Genomic DNA, 15,054 nt, shown 5'->3' with positions numbered 1-15,054 from the left:
ATTTTCATTGAAAATTAGCGAAAACAACCAATCCATTACGAGAGATATCGAAAAATTGCGCAAAAAAATCCGCCAATAGTGAGGATAATCTCTAATTTATTCAGCTATTTATTAAATACTGACGTGGCAACTTCTCTCCCTGTCGCCCCATCCACTCCGTCGTCTGTCGTTACAAAACGACTTGGCACCAGTTTTGGTTTCGCTGCCCTTGCTGTAACGGTACTGATCTGGGCAGGTTTCTTCCTGTCGCTACGCGCAGGTGCAAAAGCCAATCTCTCCCCGGATGCGTTAGCCCTGTTACGCTTTGGTCCGGCCGGGTTCGTTTTTCTGCCTATTCTCGTTCAACGCTGGGAGCGAATTGCCGCCGTACCATTACGGCATCTGATCAGTATGGTTGTTGGCTGTGGACTACCTTATTTTCTGATTGCCGGCATGGCCATGCGCCACGCACCTGTGAGCGATTGCAGCACCTTGATCCCCGGTACACTGCCCCTCTTTGTCGCGGGCATATCTGCGCTGTTTTATGGACAAAAGTTGGCTGCAGGCCGTGGCAAGGCATTACTGCTGATTGGCATCGGTGCAGGTTTGATGCTGGTATTCAACCATGGTGATGGAGAAGTCTGGCAGGGCTATGTGCTGTTCCTGGTTGGCAGCCTGCTGTGGGCAAATTTCACAGTATCACTGCGTCAATCCGGCTTGACGCCGCTTGAAGGTGCAGCGCTTATCTCCACAGCTTCGCTGGGCATGTTGCTACTCTGGTTGCTGGAGTACCCTCCCATTGGATTACTTGCTCTATCCTGGCACGAAATGTGCTTTATCGGACTGGTGCAAGGCATAGGTGTGGGCATTCTTTCGACCCTGTGCTACGCCTTCGCCGTTACCAAACTTGGTGCCAGCCAGGCCACAGCAGCTGGTGCACTGACTCCTGTACTGGCATCTTTATTGGCTGTGCCACTTTTCGGTGAGGTGCCTGGTCTTAGCTCTATGGCAGGCATGGCGCTGATTATTGTGGGCGTCGTCTTAGCCAGTCGTAGTTAATTTCACCGTCTTTTACAGTCAACACCGCATACTGTTTCAAGCCTTACGGAGAATTACATGTTTCAGAACCTCGCCCCTGCCGCTGTCGACCCGATTCTGTCGGTGGCAGAAGCTTTTCGGGCAGACCCGCGTCCCCACAAACTTGACCTTGGCGTCGGCGTTTACCGCGATGCCAACGGCAATACCCCGGTCATGACGGCTGTGCGCTATGCCGAGCAACAACTGGCCCAGACGCAAACCAGCAAGAGCTACGTCGGGTTGGGGGGAAACATGCGCTTCAGCCGGGTGGTTACACAGCTGATTCTGGGCAATGCCGAACCCACCGGTTGGTTCACTATGCAAACACCGGGCGCCAGTGGCGGCCTGCGCCTATTGGCTGATTTGATCGCAGCAAGCCGCCCCAACGCTACCGTCTGGATCAGCGACCCAAGCTACGTCAACCACGCGCCGATCATGCGTGCGGCAGGTCTACGTGTCGCCAGCTACCCTTATCTCGACGTTGCCAGCGGCGGCCTGCGCCGTGAAGCTTTCTTCGAAGCAGTAGCCGGTCTAGGGCAAGATGATGTCCTGCTGCTACACGGTTGCTGCCATAACCCCAGCGGCGTTGATTTGGAAATAGATGACTGGCAGCAACTGGCCAGCATGGTGTCGCAACAGGGCTTTTTGCCCTTTGTTGATTTGGCCTACCAAGGGTTTGGGGATGGCTTGGAACAGGATGCGGCTGGCCTGCGCCTGCTGGCAGACGCGAGCGAAGAAATGCTGGTGGTGTATTCCTGCTCCAAGCACTTTGGCTTGTATCGCGAGCGCACAGGCGCAGCGCTTGTGAAATCGGCCGGGTCCAAGCAGGTACAGGGCAAACTGTTTGAGCTAGCACGCCGTAGCTACACCATGCCGCCAGACCATGGTGCAGAAGTGGTCGCCATGATCATCGAATCAGCCGAACTGACTGCACTCTGGCACAGTGAACTCTATGCTATGCGCCAACGCGTGCAGTCGACCCGTCATCAACTCGCAGACGCACTGTCAACCAACGGCATGGAAGCCGAATACCTGTGCCACCACAAAGGCATGTTCTCCATGCTGCCGCTTAGCGAAGCCAGCATTGCCAGACTGCGCGACGATGCCGCTATATATATAGTGGCCGGTGGGCGCATCAATCTGGCTGGGCTCGCGCCGAACAAGATTGATACCTTGGCGGAAGCGATTGTCAGACTGGCTGCCTAAGCACCTGTTTATGATCTTACTGTGCAGCTGTTAGCAGGTTCTTAGGGACCTTATTCAAAGTTTCGCGAGCTAGAGTAAGACAAGGCGAAAACACCCGAGGAAGCGGAGTTTACGAGAGGTAATTGAGCATTCCGAGGGTGTTTTCAACGCCGTATTGCCGACGCACAGCAGACTTTAACAGGCGTCAGCCGCCACTCACCGTCTCCAACACAGTCCACCTCCCCTTCTCAGCCTTATAAACAGTAATGTCACCGTACTTCAGGTCACCTCGGCTGTCATACGCAATTCTGGGGGAGCTGACGCCGGTGTACTGCGTCTTTGCCAGTAAAGGTAGATACCGTCCGGGTTCGGTCGAGTTAGCTGCTTTCATGGCGTTCACCATCACCATGGTGGCGTCGTAGGAGTACGGTGCATAAAAATCAGCCACACCGAAGCGCGCCTTGATCCGGTCGATCAATACCTGGCTGCCTGGCATCTTGTCCTTTGGCAGCCCCGCCAACGAGGCGATTACGCCATTGGCTGCCTCACCCGTCAGCTTCAGAAAATTGTCGGTTCGCGTCATCTCACCCGACACCAACTGTGCATTCAACCCAAGCCGGCGCATCTGTAAGGTCAGGGGGGCCGATTGACTGTCCGCGCCACCATAGAAGACAGCTGAGGGTTGCTTGGCCTTGATACTGGTCAGGATGCTGGCAAAGTCGGTCGCCTTGTCCGTAGTATATTCCCGCGCCACCACCATACCGCCTGCTGCTTTGACCGCTTTCTCGAACTCATCTGCCAGACCTTGGCCATATGCGGTTCGATCATCAATGATCGCGACCTTGTTCAATCCCAGCTTCTTCACCACAAACGCCCCCATCACGCTGCCCTGCTGGGTATCGCTGGTCATAGCCCGAAAGGTGGTCTTAAACCCTTGTGCGGTATAGGTTGGGGCCGTCGCCATAGCGATTTGCGGAATACCGGCATCGGCATAGACCTTCGAAGCCGGAATGGAGGTACCCGAATTGAAATGGCCGATCACCCCGCTAACCCTTGCATCGACAAAACGCTGGGCAATGCCGGTCGCGGCTTTGGGATCGGCCTGGTCGTCCTCGGCAAGCAACTCGAACCTGACCACCTTGCCGCCAATAACGGGCGACTGCTTATTAATGTCTTCCAGCGCGAGCACAATACCTGCCTTCATATCCGCCCCATAATGCGCCTGCGGGCCGGTAAGCGGCGCAGCAAAACCCAACCTCACCACTTCCGGGCTGGCCGCCTGCACAGATAGTGTCAGTAAGGCACTGCTAGCAAAACAAATCATGGAGCGTCGTGTAACGTGGGTCATGTGTTGTCGCCTTTTGTACATTGATCAAGTTGCAGTTCAGCGCTGTCTTTGCCCATCCACCATCCGCCAGATCGACAACGGGTTGGCTTGCTGCAAAGTGGGCGGCAAGAGCATCTCCGGCCAATTCTGGTAACAGACAGGCCGTGCAAAACGCTGAATGGCAGCCGTACCAACCGACGTACTGCGACCATCGGACGTCGCAGGGTAAGGACCACCATGCACCATTGCCTGGCAGACCTCTACGCCTGTCGGCACACCACCAAACAACAATCGCCCAGCTTTACTGGCCAACAGTGCAGGCAAGGCCGGCCAGTCGGTCAATTCATCAGGTTCTGCATGCAGGGTGACGGTCAGTTGCCCTTCGAGCTGGCGCAGTGTACTGAGCAACTCGGCCATCGACGCACAACGCACCAGCAAGACCGAGGGGCCAAATACCTCACGTGCCAACAATGGCTGTGCCAATACGGTTTGCGCATCGGTTTCCAGCACCACCGGGCCACTTTGGTATTCGTCAAACACGGTGCCCAGCAGCTGAGTAACACCAGCCTGCTGCGCCATGGTTGCGATACCATCGTGAAAGGCAGTAGCAATGCGTGAGGTCAACATGGGCACAATCGGTACCATTGCCAGCTTGCCCAAAAGCCGCGCCCGCAGCCGCACGTAGCCCTCTCCTTCCACGGCCAACAATAACCCAGGGCTGGTACAGAACTGGCCGTTACCCAAAGCCACAGATGCTGCCAGCCCATCCGCGATCAGCTCGGCACAGTGCGCCAGAGCACGGGGCAAGGCTACGACGGGATTGACGCTGCCCATCTCGGCGTACACCGGAATCGGCAACGGCCGGGCGGCAGCCAGATCCATCAATGCACGCCCAGCCCTGTGCGAGCCGGTAAACCCGACTGCGCGTATACCAGGGTGTTTTACCAGGGACTGCCCGACAGCGATGCCTTCGTCGAACAGCAGCGAGAATACCCCTTCCAGCAAATCCATTACCTGGGCTGCGGCAAGTACTGCACGCCCAACCAATTCGCTGGTCATCGGGTGTGCAGGGTGCGCCTTGACCACTACTGGGCAACCTGCTGCCAGCGCAGAGGCTGTATCCCCTCCGGCAACCGAGAACGCCAGAGGAAAGTTACTGGCAGCGAATACCGCCACCGGCCCGATCGGTTGCAGACACGAACGCAAGGCGGGGCGTGGTTGAGGCTGGCGATCAGGCTGGGCGCTGTCCAGACGAGCATCCACCCAACTACCTTCCTCGGCCACACCCGCAAACATACGCAGCTGGCCAGTAGTACGCCCCAATTCACCACGTACCCGGGCTTCAGGCAAACCGGTTTCCTGCGGTACAACCGTGGCCAACTCATCAACCATGGCTTCCAGCCGTTCGGCAATGCCGCGCAGGAAAGCGCCGTGCACCACGCCACCCAGCGCGGCATACTGCGGTGCAGCCGCCTCCGCCAGCAATACGGCATGGTTCACATCCGCCTCACTGGCCCGGTAAAAATGTTTAGGCAAAGCAAGCTTGGTGGCGGGGTTACGTGCTTGAAAGCTCACCGCACCGGCTTGGGCAAGGTCGTAACCGAGCAAGGACAAACCCTGCAATGTCTCGATACTCATAGGCTTGGCCGCGTCGCGAGGGCTTGGGCGATGATGGCTTCAGCCTCGGCCAATTCAGTACCGGTCAATTCAAGACGTGGTGGGCGCACCCTGCGATGACCGACATCCAATTTTTCCTGCACCAGTTTGATCAGCTGTACAAACTTGGGCACGGTATCGAGCCGCAGCAAGGGCAGGAACCATGCATACAATTCGGCCGCTTCGGCATAACGGCCAGCCCGGGCGAGTTCGAACAACCGTACCGATTCGTTCGGTAAGGCATCCACGAGGCCGGCAATCCAGAACTCAGCCCCAGCCGCAACCCCTTCCACCAGCACATCGTCCACCCCTACACCCAGCTTAAGCCTATTGCCTGCCAGAGCTTTGATCGCGGTGATCCTACGTACATCAGTGGACGACTCCTTCACCGCTTGTACGTTTTCGAACTCATTGGCGAGTTCCATGATCTGCTCAGGTTTAAAGTCCGTCTTATAGGCAACCGGATTGTTGTAGATGATGCAGGGCAGCTGTGTTGCCTTCAGCACAGCAGCCATATGGGCTTTCATCTCACGCCAATCGCTTGAGTAGACATAAGGTGGCAATACCATCAGGCCAAGTGCGCCATGAGCTTCTGCTCCCTTCGCCAGCTTCACGGCTTCCGCAGTAGAGAGCGCCGCAATACCGGGCACCACCGGCAAATCCACCGACTTAGCCACGGTCTCAATCACCGCCAGTTTCTCTTCGAGGCTCAGGGTTGCGCCTTCACCCAGCGAACCACAAGGCACGATGCCGGTACAGCCCTCTCTCGCCAACCATTGCACATTACGGGCTAACGCTTCGTGGTCAACACTCAGATCAGGTTTGAAAGGCGTGGTGATGGCGGGCATAACGCCCTGAAAATTCACAGTCATGACGAAGAGACCTCGGTAGATTCCAGCTGAAGCAGGCTGCCCAGCCGGGTGGGTAAAAGAGGGGGGCGGTTGCCGGTAACCGGCCAGCCATATAGCGTGGAGCAAGCCGCACCGCATATCCGGCCTTGGCAAGCACCCATGCCACAGCGTGTTTGCAACTTGGCCTCGCGCCAGTTGCTGTAGCCTAGTAGCTCGCCATGGCGTACATCTTCACAACGGCACACCATCGTGTCGGCATCTGCCAGTTCTTGTACGGCAGGGCTAAGCGCGAAATACCGGGCCAGGTGGGCTGAAAAACGTAGGTGAAGTTCTCTCTCAGGTATCAGCGCTTTTGCCGCTGCGATCTGGCCTGTTGCCACCAGACCAGCCATTCGGCCTTCAAGCAACGCTTTGTCCAAGCCACCAATACCGCAAGCCTCCCCTGCAACAAGCACATCAGGATGTGAGCTTTGTAGTAAAGCATCCACCTTGGCCGTACCGTTTTGCAATTCGCAACCGAGTGCCTGCAAGAGTTCGGTATTCGGCAGCAATCCGAAACCAACACCCAGCCAGTCACATTCAAACTCGCGCACTGTATTGCCCAGCTTTAAACGGACAGCCTGCAGCCTCTCCTTACCCAACGCCGCTTGCACATAACTGCCGGCACGATAGGGAACTTGGCGTAATGCCCAGCGCAGATGGGCAGCCTGAGCCAATTTGGCAGGCCAATGCCGAAGCGCCCAAACAAAACCTGCCAGTTGCCATGACTTTGCCTGCTCAGCAATTAACAACACATGCGCCCCTGCCGCCTTCAAGGTCGCGGCACTGGCAAGCAAAAGGGGACCACTACCGGCAAGGACAATGCGCTTCCCGCATACATCCAGACCTTGCTTCACCAATGCCTGCAAACCACCGGCACCCGTTACACCGGGCAAGGTCCAACCAGGAAAAGGCAATAGCAACTCGCGCGCGCCACTTGCAACAATCAGCGTTTGATAGTGGAGTTGAACTGACTTCTGCGTGTCTTCAAGCAACAAACTGCCGGTAGCAGTTACCGCTACAACCCGCGTTGCTGTCAGTACCCGCAGCTTATCGGCCTGCACCAGCCGTGTTGCGAGTTCAGCTGGAATGGCAGGGTTATTGGCCAGCCAAACCTGGCTGTCGGCCTTACCGAGTTCCGCCCGCCAAACCTGGCCACCCGGCTTGGCATTGTCGTCAATCAGGCAGACCCTTCCACCATGCTCACAAACCGCCAGGGCTGCCGCGAGCCCCGCGGGCCCCGCCCCAACAACCGCGATGTCGGTATGCAGTTCAGGCATCATACTGCACCACCATTCCGTCACGTACCAGCAGCTGACAAGCACGCTGGTGGGGTTGACCATCCACCGTTACGCGGCATTCAAAACACACACCCATGCCACACAGTGCAGCCCTTGGCTCACCACTTACAGAATTTCTACCGGGCAACCCAGCCAGCGCAGCAGCGAGGCTGATGCCCGAAGGTACCTGCCGAGCCACTCCGTCGAGTTCGATTCGAATCAGCATGTGGCAGCAACCTCCACGGTCTGCAAGGGTGTCGCCGCTGTCCATGTATCAAAGCGGGCCGGGTCATAGGGGTGAGGGTCGATGCTGGGGCGGGTATTGCAAAGCAGATCGGCCAGCAGTTCTCCACTGGCCAACGCAGTCGTAATGCCGAGCCCCTCATGTCCTGTTGCCAGCCAGAGCCGCTGGCTACCAGGTACCCGTCCAAGCAAGGGCAGTTTGTCTGGCGTGGCAGGTCGGAAACCCGTCCACCCTCGAAGCGCCTGCAAACCAGACAAATCAGGAAGGTATTCTGCAGCGCGGGCCAGCATACGCTGCAGCAAGGCCCAATCAAGATCAGGGGCGAGATCTTGATACTGGCGGGAGGAACCGATCAGCAATTGGCCGGTGGCGCGTGGCTGCACATTGAATGCCACCGAATCGCCGTCGTTGCTATGCGCAGAGCGGATATAACCCAGCTCCACCAGCTGGTGATGTACCAGCGCCGGATAACGTTCGGTTATCAGCAACTGGCCCTTGCGCGGTTTGAGAGGCAGGCCCGGCAAGAGGCGTGATGACTGATTACCTGCAGCAATAACGATTTGTGCAGCACGCAAAGTACGACCGTTGCTGAGTACCACGCTGCCATCCTCGTGAACCTGGCTGGCTTCTGCATTACGTAGCAGACTGGCGCCCATCGCCTCGGCGTAGCTGAGCAACCAACGGCTCGCTACTGGTGGATAAAGCACCGCCTCATCAGCCCGTAGCAATGCGCCCGCCAAACCTTTGACCAATGCAGGCTCACAGCGCTGCAGTCCATCTGCAGTCAGTAATTGGCTCTCGAGACCATACTGGCGAAGCAGGGCCTGTTTGCGTTCGGCCTCCGCCAGTTCCGCACTGTCACGTGCCAACCATAATGTGCCGCAAGCCCGATATTCCGCCCGGCAGGGCAACTCGTGCCGGCGTGACTGCCAGCGTGCCAAGCCATCGCGGCTCAGGGCCAACTCGGCAGGGTTGTCATCCAGCACCACAAGGTGGCCCATGCCAGCTGCCGTCGTACCCGCCGCGGGAATACCGGCTTCCAGGACCTGCACGCGCAAGCCACGTCGCGCACTGCTCTCGGCAACCGCGCTGCCTATGATGCCGGCCCCAATGACCAAAACATCGGCTGTCACTAGCGTATGCCCCAGGCAAATGGATCTGTCGGGTCAATAAGCAATGTAGATTCGGCAGTGATATAAGCAGATCCGGTTAAGCGCGGTACACATTGACCAGCATCCAGGCTATAGCTGGCTTCAAAAACACTGCCGATAACGCTTTCCTGCCGCCACAACTGCCCCGGTGCCAGCTTGCCATCCGCAGCCAGACAAGCGAGCTTGGCGCTGGTGCCCGTGCCACACGGCGAGCGATCGTAAGCCAGCCCCGGACAAAGCACATAGCTACGCGAATCTGCAGCATCGCTAGGCCAGAACAGTTCGATATGATCGATCTCCGCCCCTTCCGCCCCGGTAATCTTTTGGGCTCGCAGGGCTTCACGAATACGGGTGCTGCAATCACCAAGCCGGGTCAAGTTATCTTTGGCAACACGTTGGCCATGGTCGGACACCAGGAAGAACCAATTGCCACCCCAGGCAATATCGCCATGCATACGGCCATAACCAGCCACATCCACCAGCACATTGGCCGCCAGCCGATAGCTGGGTACGTTGCGTAAGGCCACGCGGTTGTGTTCCAACAAGGTCGCTTCCACAACACCAACCGGCGTATCAATACGATGGGTGCCCAGACCTATCCTGCCCAGGTGGGCCAGTGTCACTATCAAACCCATCGTGCCGTGGCCACACATACCCAGCGTGCCGACATTGTTGAAGAAGATCACACCAGCGACGCAATCTGGCTCGGTGGGTTCACACAACAGAGCCCCGACCACCGGGTCTGCACCACGCGGTTCATTCACAATGGCTGAGCGATAGGCATCGAAATCGTGTTCAAAATGGCGACGGCGTTCAGCCAGGCTACCTCGCCCCAGATCCGGCCCACCGCTGACTACCACGCGGGTGGGTTCCCCCCCGGTATGGGAATCAACCACAGCAATACGTTGAAAAGCAGACATGGTGGCAATCTCCTGGCTCTGAAGGCCAAGTTGAGAATGCACTCATGCTAGATTTACGCGTCTCCACAATCTTGTGCGATCCGCGCATAAAAACCGCCAGTTTGGACAAATTCGGAGAAAAGCGGATGGAAGCAAGCCTGAAAAGCTGGCGTAACGACTTTATCGCCCGCTTGGCCCAACCTTTATTTGTCGAGGCGCTGTTCGACCATATGCCCGACATGGTGTTTTCAATCAAAGACCGTAGCGGCCGGTACATCTGCATCAGCGAGGCCTGCGCCGACCGTTGCGGCCTGGACCATAAGCGTGAAGCCGTAGGACGCACCGCCCACGAACTGTGGCCACGCCATATGGCCGACCGTTATACCGAGCAGGATGAACTGCTGTTTCGTACCGGGCAGCCCGTGCTGGATAAGCTTGATCTGACGCTGTTCAACAATCGCAAACCCGGCTGGTGCCTCAGCAATAAAACACCCTTGCTGGACAAGCGGGGCGATTTGATCGGTTTGGCCTGCCTGTCGCGCGATCTGCTCGAACCCAGCCGCGCCGGCATTGTGGATGCACGCATGGCTGAAGCCGTGGACCTGATGCTCGCACAGTATGCGGAACCGCTGCGTATAGAAGCGCTGGCCGACCTTGCGGGTATTTCCATCGCCCAGTTTGAACGACGCATGAAAAAGATTTTCCAACTATCTGCCGGCCAATTCCTGACCAAAACCCGGATCGATGCCGCTGCCCGGGCCCTGGCTGAAACTGATACCGCTATTTCTGAGATTGCCCTGCGCTGCGGCTTTTGTGACCAGAGCGCGTTGTCGAAGCAATTCAGACAGCTGACCGGTTTGACGCCACGCGATTACCGACAGTGGGTGCGTGGTACGCAGTAAAGCCTCTTCACGATCTATCGTGAAGAGGTCCTAAAAGTCAGATAACTAGACTATTTAGCCCAGCTGTCCTTCAAGCCAACTGTCCGGTTGAACACCAGCTTACCGCCAGCAACGTGGTCTTTGCGATCAGTCACGAAATACCCCAGGCGCTCGAACTGGTAGCGGGTCTCAGGCGATGCGGTTGATACAACGGCCTCCACATAACCCGTGACTGTCTTGAACGATGTGGGATTCAAGAACTGATGGAAGTCTTGGTACTGGCCATCTTCGCCACGTACCGCATCGGGGCGCTCCACGGTGAAAAGGCGGTCGTAAAGGCGCACCTCGGCAGCAACCGAATGCTCCACGCTCACCCAGTGAATCACACCCTTCACCTTACGGCTTACCGGGTTCTGCCCCAGCGTGGCCGGGTCGAGCGAGCACTTCAGTTCAGTGACTTTGCCTTCAGCATCTTTGATGACTTCGTCACACTTCATCACATAGGAATAACGCAGGCGCACCTCGCCACCTGGCGTAAGCCGCTGCCAGCCCGGTGGCGGCACTTCGGCGAAATCTTCACGGTCGATATAGATAGTGGGTGCAATCGGTACTTCACGCTCACCAAATTCCGGATGGTGAGGATGGAACGGTGCACTACGACTGGCCGTCACACCCGGCTCAAAATTGGTGAGCGTCACCTTGATCGGGTCCAGCACAGCCATCACACGTGGCGCCTCGGCTTCCAGCGTCTCGCGCACTGCACCTTCCAACACGCTGTAATCAACGACATTTTCACTCTTGGAAATGCCGCAGCGCTCGGCAAACAGGCGAATGCCGGCCGGGCTATAACCACGCCGGCGCATGCCGCTGACAGTAGGCATGCGCGGGTCATCCCACCCACTGACCCGACCTTCGGTAACCAGCTGGTTCAGCTTACGCTTGGAGGTCAGTGCATACAGCAGCTCCAGGCGCGAGAACTCAATCTGCTGTGGGTGGCAGTCAATAGAAATATTGTCCAACACCCAATCGTACAATGGGCGATGGTCGGCAAACTCCAATGTACAAAGCGAATGGGTGATGCCTTCCAATGCATCCGAAATACAGTGGGTGTAGTCATACATCGGGTAGATGCACCACGCGTCACCGGTACGGATGTGGTGTACACGACGGATACGGTAGATGACCGGATCGCGCATATTCAGGTTTGGCGACGCCATGTCGATCTTCAGGCGCAAAGTCTTGCTGCCGTCTTCGAACTCACCTGCACGCATGGCACGGAACAAGGCAAGGTTCTCTTCTACCGTACGATCGCGAAAAGGGCTGTTCTTGCCCGGTTTACCAAAATCGCCACGGTATTCGCGCATCTCATCGGCGTTCAGCTCGCAAACATAGGCGAGTCCTTTACCGATCAGCTCCTCGGCATAAAGATAAAGCTGCTCAAAATAGTCTGACGCCCAACGCACACTGCCGTTCCACTCGAAACCCAGCCAATGCACATCATCCTGGATGCTCTGTGCGTATTCGACCGACTCCTTCTCAGGATTGGTGTCATCGAAACGCAGATTGCATTCCGACGCAAAGCCACGGGCTATGTAATCTTCCTTGATACCGAAATTCAGGCAGATCGACTTGGCATGGCCAACATGCAGATAGCCGTTCGGCTCCGGAGGAAACCGGGTAACAGTGCGTTGGTGCTTGCCACTTTCCAAATCAGCATCGATGGTATTGCGGATGAAATTGGTGACAACAGGTGTATTGGTATCGGTGGTCATGGACTGGGACAAGGCGTTGAATTTATGCAATCCACCGATTTTACCTGATATACCTGCCCCTGCCCCTACCAGCCAAGCACTTGCGCCGCCACCTGTTGGTAAAGCGGCTTACCGTAGTACAAGGATTCCTGCTGACAGCTGTAAACAAGCTTGATTTGGTGCACATCCCGCCGCAATATGACACGCGCAATGATTTCTTCCCAACTGTGCTTGTCTGCAAGCAAGGTCACAGGTTCATGCACCGGCTTACCGGCTTCAACATACGCGGTGCATGCCGCCAACCAGTAGAAACGCAGCGCCCGCTCAGAATCGTCCAAATAGGGCTGTAACACACGCAGTGCGTGGCACGCAGTCAACATATGCAACACAGTGAAGTCTCGACTATTGGCGTACAGCTCCAGCACCAATTCGGCAATCTGGCCTAATACGGCCTCGCCCGACGCCAGCTTGCTCGCTTGCTCCCGTAAACCGGGCAAGGCCGCTGCCATCACCATGCCCGATCCGATCAATCGCTTACCCTGTGGCAGGCATATGTTCGAATCCGCAGCCAAACCACGCAGGCAATCAGCCGGTGAAAGATCGCCAGCCTCATCCAGCACGCCAAGGAACTGATAGTGACTGGACCAATACGCCAATGCAGCAGCGATTTCTGAATTCGACTGTGCTTTAAGGCCATAGGCCAAACGGATCAAACCATGCAAAGAACCTGCAGACAGACCCGGCAGCAAAAGTGGGAGATAGCGATGCAAAATATCGGCAGGGCTCTCAGTCTTGATCGCAGCCAGATAGAAGTCACGGTATTCCGGATAAGCTGACTGGCAGCCAAGATAACCAGGAACATCCTGCGCAGAAAACACCTGGCTTGGCGGACCCGCAGGCTTCAGTTCAGACGTATGTTCATCGTACCAGGCGTGCAGCCTATCCTCCCCTGCACCAAGGCGCCATAGCGCGATCAAACCCATTGGCAGATGGTTGGACAGGCCAAGGTGATGATCGGGCAGGTAATTTGCCGCACTGTCGAGCAGCGCTGCCAAATTAAACATAAGCGGCTCCAGGGTATTGAAAAGATTATAGATTGCGGCAAATTCAAGAAGAGGTTGTCTGGCAATCGGCTACCTAAACATGAAGTAAACCGCCCCCAGCAGGCACAATCCTGCCCAGATGAAATCCCACTTGAATGGCTGCCCCATATAGATGACAGCGAAGGGGACAAACACAGCCAGCGTGATGACTTCCTGGATGATCTTGAGCTGCGCCAACGAATAAACCCCAAAGCCGATGCGATTTGCCGGTACCTGTAATAAATATTCGAACAGCGCGATCCCCCAACTCGCTAAAGCAGCGAAATACCAGGGTTTGGAAGCCATATCTTTTAAATGGGCATACCACGCAAAGGTCATGAAGATGTTGGAACAGACCAACAGCAACACTGCCTGCAGACCAGGAGGGAAATAAGCGGGCATGGCGAACTCGGGGAGTCTGATAAAATCGTGAGTTTGTATGTCCGCGCGACTGCCGTCCAGCCAATGCCTGCCCCACAATTGTTATGTCTGATCCTTGCCGCCACCGTGCTATCGCCCGCTTTTGCCAGCGAGGCCGATGATAAAGTCGCGGCCGAACTGGCGCATGGGCAGGCGGCAGACGCCTTGAAGCTCGCAGACCAAGCCCTTCTGCAAAAACCGCGTGATGCACGATTACGGTTACTAAAGGGCAATGCACTCGCGTCTCTTGGGCGCACCAGCGAAGCCATCCAGACTTATACGGCTCTTACGAACGACTACCCGAACCTGCCTGAGCCCTATAACAACCTCGCTGCGCTGTATGCCCAGCAGGGCCAGCTGGACAAGGCGCGAACGACGTTGCAGAAGGCGTTGCAGACCAACCCGACCTATGCAACAGCGCATACCAATCTGGCCGATGTCTATGCCAAGCTGGCAGCGCAGGCTTACGAGAAAGCGTTACAACGGGACGTCGTCGAGCGCAGCCAAAGTACGCCCGCCCGCCAACCTGTACCTGCCAGCAGTTCCGCGAAGCTGGTATTGGTACAGGACTTGTTGAGCCGCAATGCTGCGCCATCTGTTTCTGTGGCAGCGAATTCATCTCCGCCAGTAACGAAGCCACCTTCATCACCACCGGTAAAAACGCCGGTTCAGGCACAGGTAAGCCCGCCAGCCCCGGTCAGTCAGCCCCCAGCGGCTGTCACACAGCCAGTGAAGCCCCCTATTGTTGTTGCATCCGCAACACCTCCAGCCAAACCCGTTCCTACCCCTGTTCCGCCCCCACCCAGCAAGCCGGTGGAAAAACCTCCTATCAAGCCGGTGGATAAACCCACAGCCATAGAGAAACCGGCAGACAAGCCGAAAGAAGCGACAGATACTGAGCAGCAGATTCACAAGAGCATTCTCGCCTGGGCAGATGCCTGGAGTGATAAACGGGTCAGCGCCTATCTCGCCAGCTATGCCAAAAACTTCAAACCATCTGGGCAAAGCCGTGCTGATTGGGAACAGCAAAGACGTGACCGCATCAACGGGGCTAAAAAGATTTCGGTGAAATTGGACAAGCTACGAATCAAACTGGATGACGATCGGGCAACCGTGCGTTTCGTCCAGCGCTACACTTCAGACAGGCTCGACTCTTCTACTGGTAAGACGTTGATTTTGGAGAAAAATGGTAGCCGTTGGCTCATTGTCGAAGAGCGGGTAGGATAAGCAAT

The 15,054-nt window shown here is 56.6% G+C and carries 14 protein-coding genes; 4 read left to right on the top strand and 10 right to left on the bottom strand.

Translation table 11 applies throughout. The annotated features are described in order from the left end of the window. The first annotated feature begins 123 nt into the window (after positions 1-123). Both ACUHMQ_RS02195 and ACUHMQ_RS02190 read left to right on the top strand, forming a co-directional pair. Positions 124-1,038 (top strand): DMT family transporter, encoded by a 915-nt coding sequence (locus tag ACUHMQ_RS02195; RefSeq protein WP_445293805.1) that lies wholly within the window; start codon positions 124-126, stop codon positions 1,036-1,038. Between the two features lie 57 nt (positions 1,039-1,095). Then, positions 1,096-2,262: an amino acid aminotransferase gene (locus ACUHMQ_RS02190; RefSeq protein ID WP_445293804.1), complete on the top strand. Its 1,167-nt coding sequence runs from the start codon at positions 1,096-1,098 to the stop codon at positions 2,260-2,262. A 184-nt stretch (positions 2,263-2,446) separates the two neighbouring features. Here ACUHMQ_RS02190 and ACUHMQ_RS02185 read toward each other — a convergent pair whose 3' ends face one another. The 7 genes from ACUHMQ_RS02185 to ACUHMQ_RS02155 are packed head-to-tail and all read right to left on the bottom strand — an operon-like array spanning position 2,447 to position 9,709. Beyond that, positions 2,447-3,589: a branched-chain amino acid ABC transporter substrate-binding protein gene (locus ACUHMQ_RS02185; protein WP_445293803.1), complete on the bottom strand. Its 1,143-nt coding sequence runs from the start codon at positions 3,587-3,589 to the stop codon at positions 2,447-2,449. 36 nt (positions 3,590-3,625) lie between these two features. Beyond that, positions 3,626-5,206, bottom strand: coding sequence for an aldehyde dehydrogenase (NADP(+)) (locus ACUHMQ_RS02180; protein ID WP_445293802.1), 1,581 nt, complete (start codon positions 5,204-5,206; stop codon positions 3,626-3,628). Further along, entirely contained in the window at positions 5,203-6,096 is an 894-nt protein-coding gene (locus ACUHMQ_RS02175; RefSeq protein WP_445293801.1) for a dihydrodipicolinate synthase family protein, read from the bottom strand. Before ACUHMQ_RS02175 ends, ACUHMQ_RS02180 begins: the two co-directional genes overlap by 4 nt. After that, complete coding sequence (locus ACUHMQ_RS02170) at positions 6,093-7,397, bottom strand: FAD-dependent oxidoreductase (protein WP_445293800.1); 1,305 nt, start codon at positions 7,395-7,397, stop codon at positions 6,093-6,095. The genes ACUHMQ_RS02175 and ACUHMQ_RS02170 overlap by 4 nt, the downstream gene beginning before the upstream one ends. Beyond that, on the bottom strand, positions 7,387-7,620 hold the full coding sequence (locus ACUHMQ_RS02165; protein ID WP_445293799.1) for a (2Fe-2S)-binding protein: 234 nt from the start codon (positions 7,618-7,620) through the stop codon (positions 7,387-7,389). Before ACUHMQ_RS02165 ends, ACUHMQ_RS02170 begins: the two co-directional genes overlap by 11 nt. Next, positions 7,614-8,771, bottom strand: a complete 1,158-nt coding sequence (locus tag ACUHMQ_RS02160) for an NAD(P)/FAD-dependent oxidoreductase (protein WP_445293798.1) — start codon at positions 8,769-8,771, stop codon at positions 7,614-7,616. The genes ACUHMQ_RS02165 and ACUHMQ_RS02160 overlap by 7 nt, the downstream gene beginning before the upstream one ends. Continuing rightward, positions 8,771-9,709: a 4-hydroxyproline epimerase gene (locus ACUHMQ_RS02155; protein ID WP_445293797.1), complete on the bottom strand. Its 939-nt coding sequence runs from the start codon at positions 9,707-9,709 to the stop codon at positions 8,771-8,773. Before ACUHMQ_RS02155 ends, ACUHMQ_RS02160 begins: the two co-directional genes overlap by 1 nt. A gap of 125 nt (positions 9,710-9,834) precedes the next feature. Here ACUHMQ_RS02155 and ACUHMQ_RS02150 point away from each other — a divergent pair, with 125 nt between their 5' ends. Continuing rightward, entirely contained in the window at positions 9,835-10,590 is a 756-nt protein-coding gene (locus ACUHMQ_RS02150; protein WP_445293796.1) for a PAS domain-containing protein, read from the top strand. 50 nt (positions 10,591-10,640) lie between these two features. On the opposite strand, the gene ACUHMQ_RS02145 is transcribed toward ACUHMQ_RS02150, so the two are convergent. The 3 genes from ACUHMQ_RS02145 to ACUHMQ_RS02135 form a co-directional block, all read right to left on the bottom strand. Next, positions 10,641-12,341 carry a glutamine--tRNA ligase/YqeY domain fusion protein gene (locus ACUHMQ_RS02145; protein ID WP_445293831.1) on the bottom strand — a complete coding sequence of 567 codons (1,701 nt, stop codon included), beginning with the start codon at positions 12,339-12,341 and terminating at the stop codon, positions 10,641-10,643. 65 nt (positions 12,342-12,406) lie between these two features. Continuing rightward, positions 12,407-13,384 (bottom strand): questin oxidase family protein, encoded by a 978-nt coding sequence (locus tag ACUHMQ_RS02140; protein ID WP_445293795.1) that lies wholly within the window; start codon positions 13,382-13,384, stop codon positions 12,407-12,409. Positions 13,385-13,453: 69 nt separating this feature from the next. Continuing rightward, positions 13,454-13,804 carry a DMT family protein gene (locus ACUHMQ_RS02135; protein WP_445293794.1) on the bottom strand — a complete coding sequence of 117 codons (351 nt, stop codon included), beginning with the start codon at positions 13,802-13,804 and terminating at the stop codon, positions 13,454-13,456. Between the two features lie 63 nt (positions 13,805-13,867). Between ACUHMQ_RS02135 and ACUHMQ_RS02130 the strand changes: the two genes are divergently transcribed. Then, positions 13,868-15,049, top strand: coding sequence for a YybH family protein (locus ACUHMQ_RS02130; protein ID WP_445293793.1), 1,182 nt, complete (start codon positions 13,868-13,870; stop codon positions 15,047-15,049). Positions 15,050-15,054 lie beyond the last annotated feature (5 nt).

This window comes from Chitinimonas violaceus (genome assembly GCF_052601015.1).
The sequence above is the reverse complement of the archived record's forward strand: the minus strand, read 5'-3'. Positions and strand labels throughout refer to the sequence as shown.

Bases quoted from the DNA above. Each gene is read 5' to 3' on its own strand.
- ACUHMQ_RS02175 (WP_445293801.1), bottom strand. From the start codon at position 6,096: ATGACTGTGAATTTTCAGGGCGTTATGCCCGCCATCACCACGCCTTTC.
- ACUHMQ_RS02130 (WP_445293793.1), top strand. From the start codon at position 13,868: ATGCCTGCCCCACAATTGTTATGTCTGATCCTTGCCGCCACCGTGCTA.
- ACUHMQ_RS02190 (WP_445293804.1), top strand. From the start codon at position 1,096: ATGTTTCAGAACCTCGCCCCTGCCGCTGTCGACCCGATTCTGTCGGTG.
- ACUHMQ_RS02145 (WP_445293831.1), bottom strand. From the start codon at position 12,341: ATGACCACCGATACCAATACACCTGTTGTCACCAATTTCATCCGCAAT.
- ACUHMQ_RS02185 (WP_445293803.1), bottom strand. From the start codon at position 3,589: ATGACCCACGTTACACGACGCTCCATGATTTGTTTTGCTAGCAGTGCC.
- ACUHMQ_RS02180 (WP_445293802.1), bottom strand. From the start codon at position 5,206: ATGAGTATCGAGACATTGCAGGGTTTGTCCTTGCTCGGTTACGACCTT.
- ACUHMQ_RS02165 (WP_445293799.1), bottom strand. From the start codon at position 7,620: ATGCTGATTCGAATCGAACTCGACGGAGTGGCTCGGCAGGTACCTTCG.
- ACUHMQ_RS02135 (WP_445293794.1), bottom strand. From the start codon at position 13,804: ATGCCCGCTTATTTCCCTCCTGGTCTGCAGGCAGTGTTGCTGTTGGTC.
- ACUHMQ_RS02155 (WP_445293797.1), bottom strand. From the start codon at position 9,709: ATGTCTGCTTTTCAACGTATTGCTGTGGTTGATTCCCATACCGGGGGG.
- ACUHMQ_RS02150 (WP_445293796.1), top strand. From the start codon at position 9,835: ATGGAAGCAAGCCTGAAAAGCTGGCGTAACGACTTTATCGCCCGCTTG.
- ACUHMQ_RS02170 (WP_445293800.1), bottom strand. From the start codon at position 7,397: ATGATGCCTGAACTGCATACCGACATCGCGGTTGTTGGGGCGGGGCCC.
- ACUHMQ_RS02140 (WP_445293795.1), bottom strand. From the start codon at position 13,384: ATGTTTAATTTGGCAGCGCTGCTCGACAGTGCGGCAAATTACCTGCCC.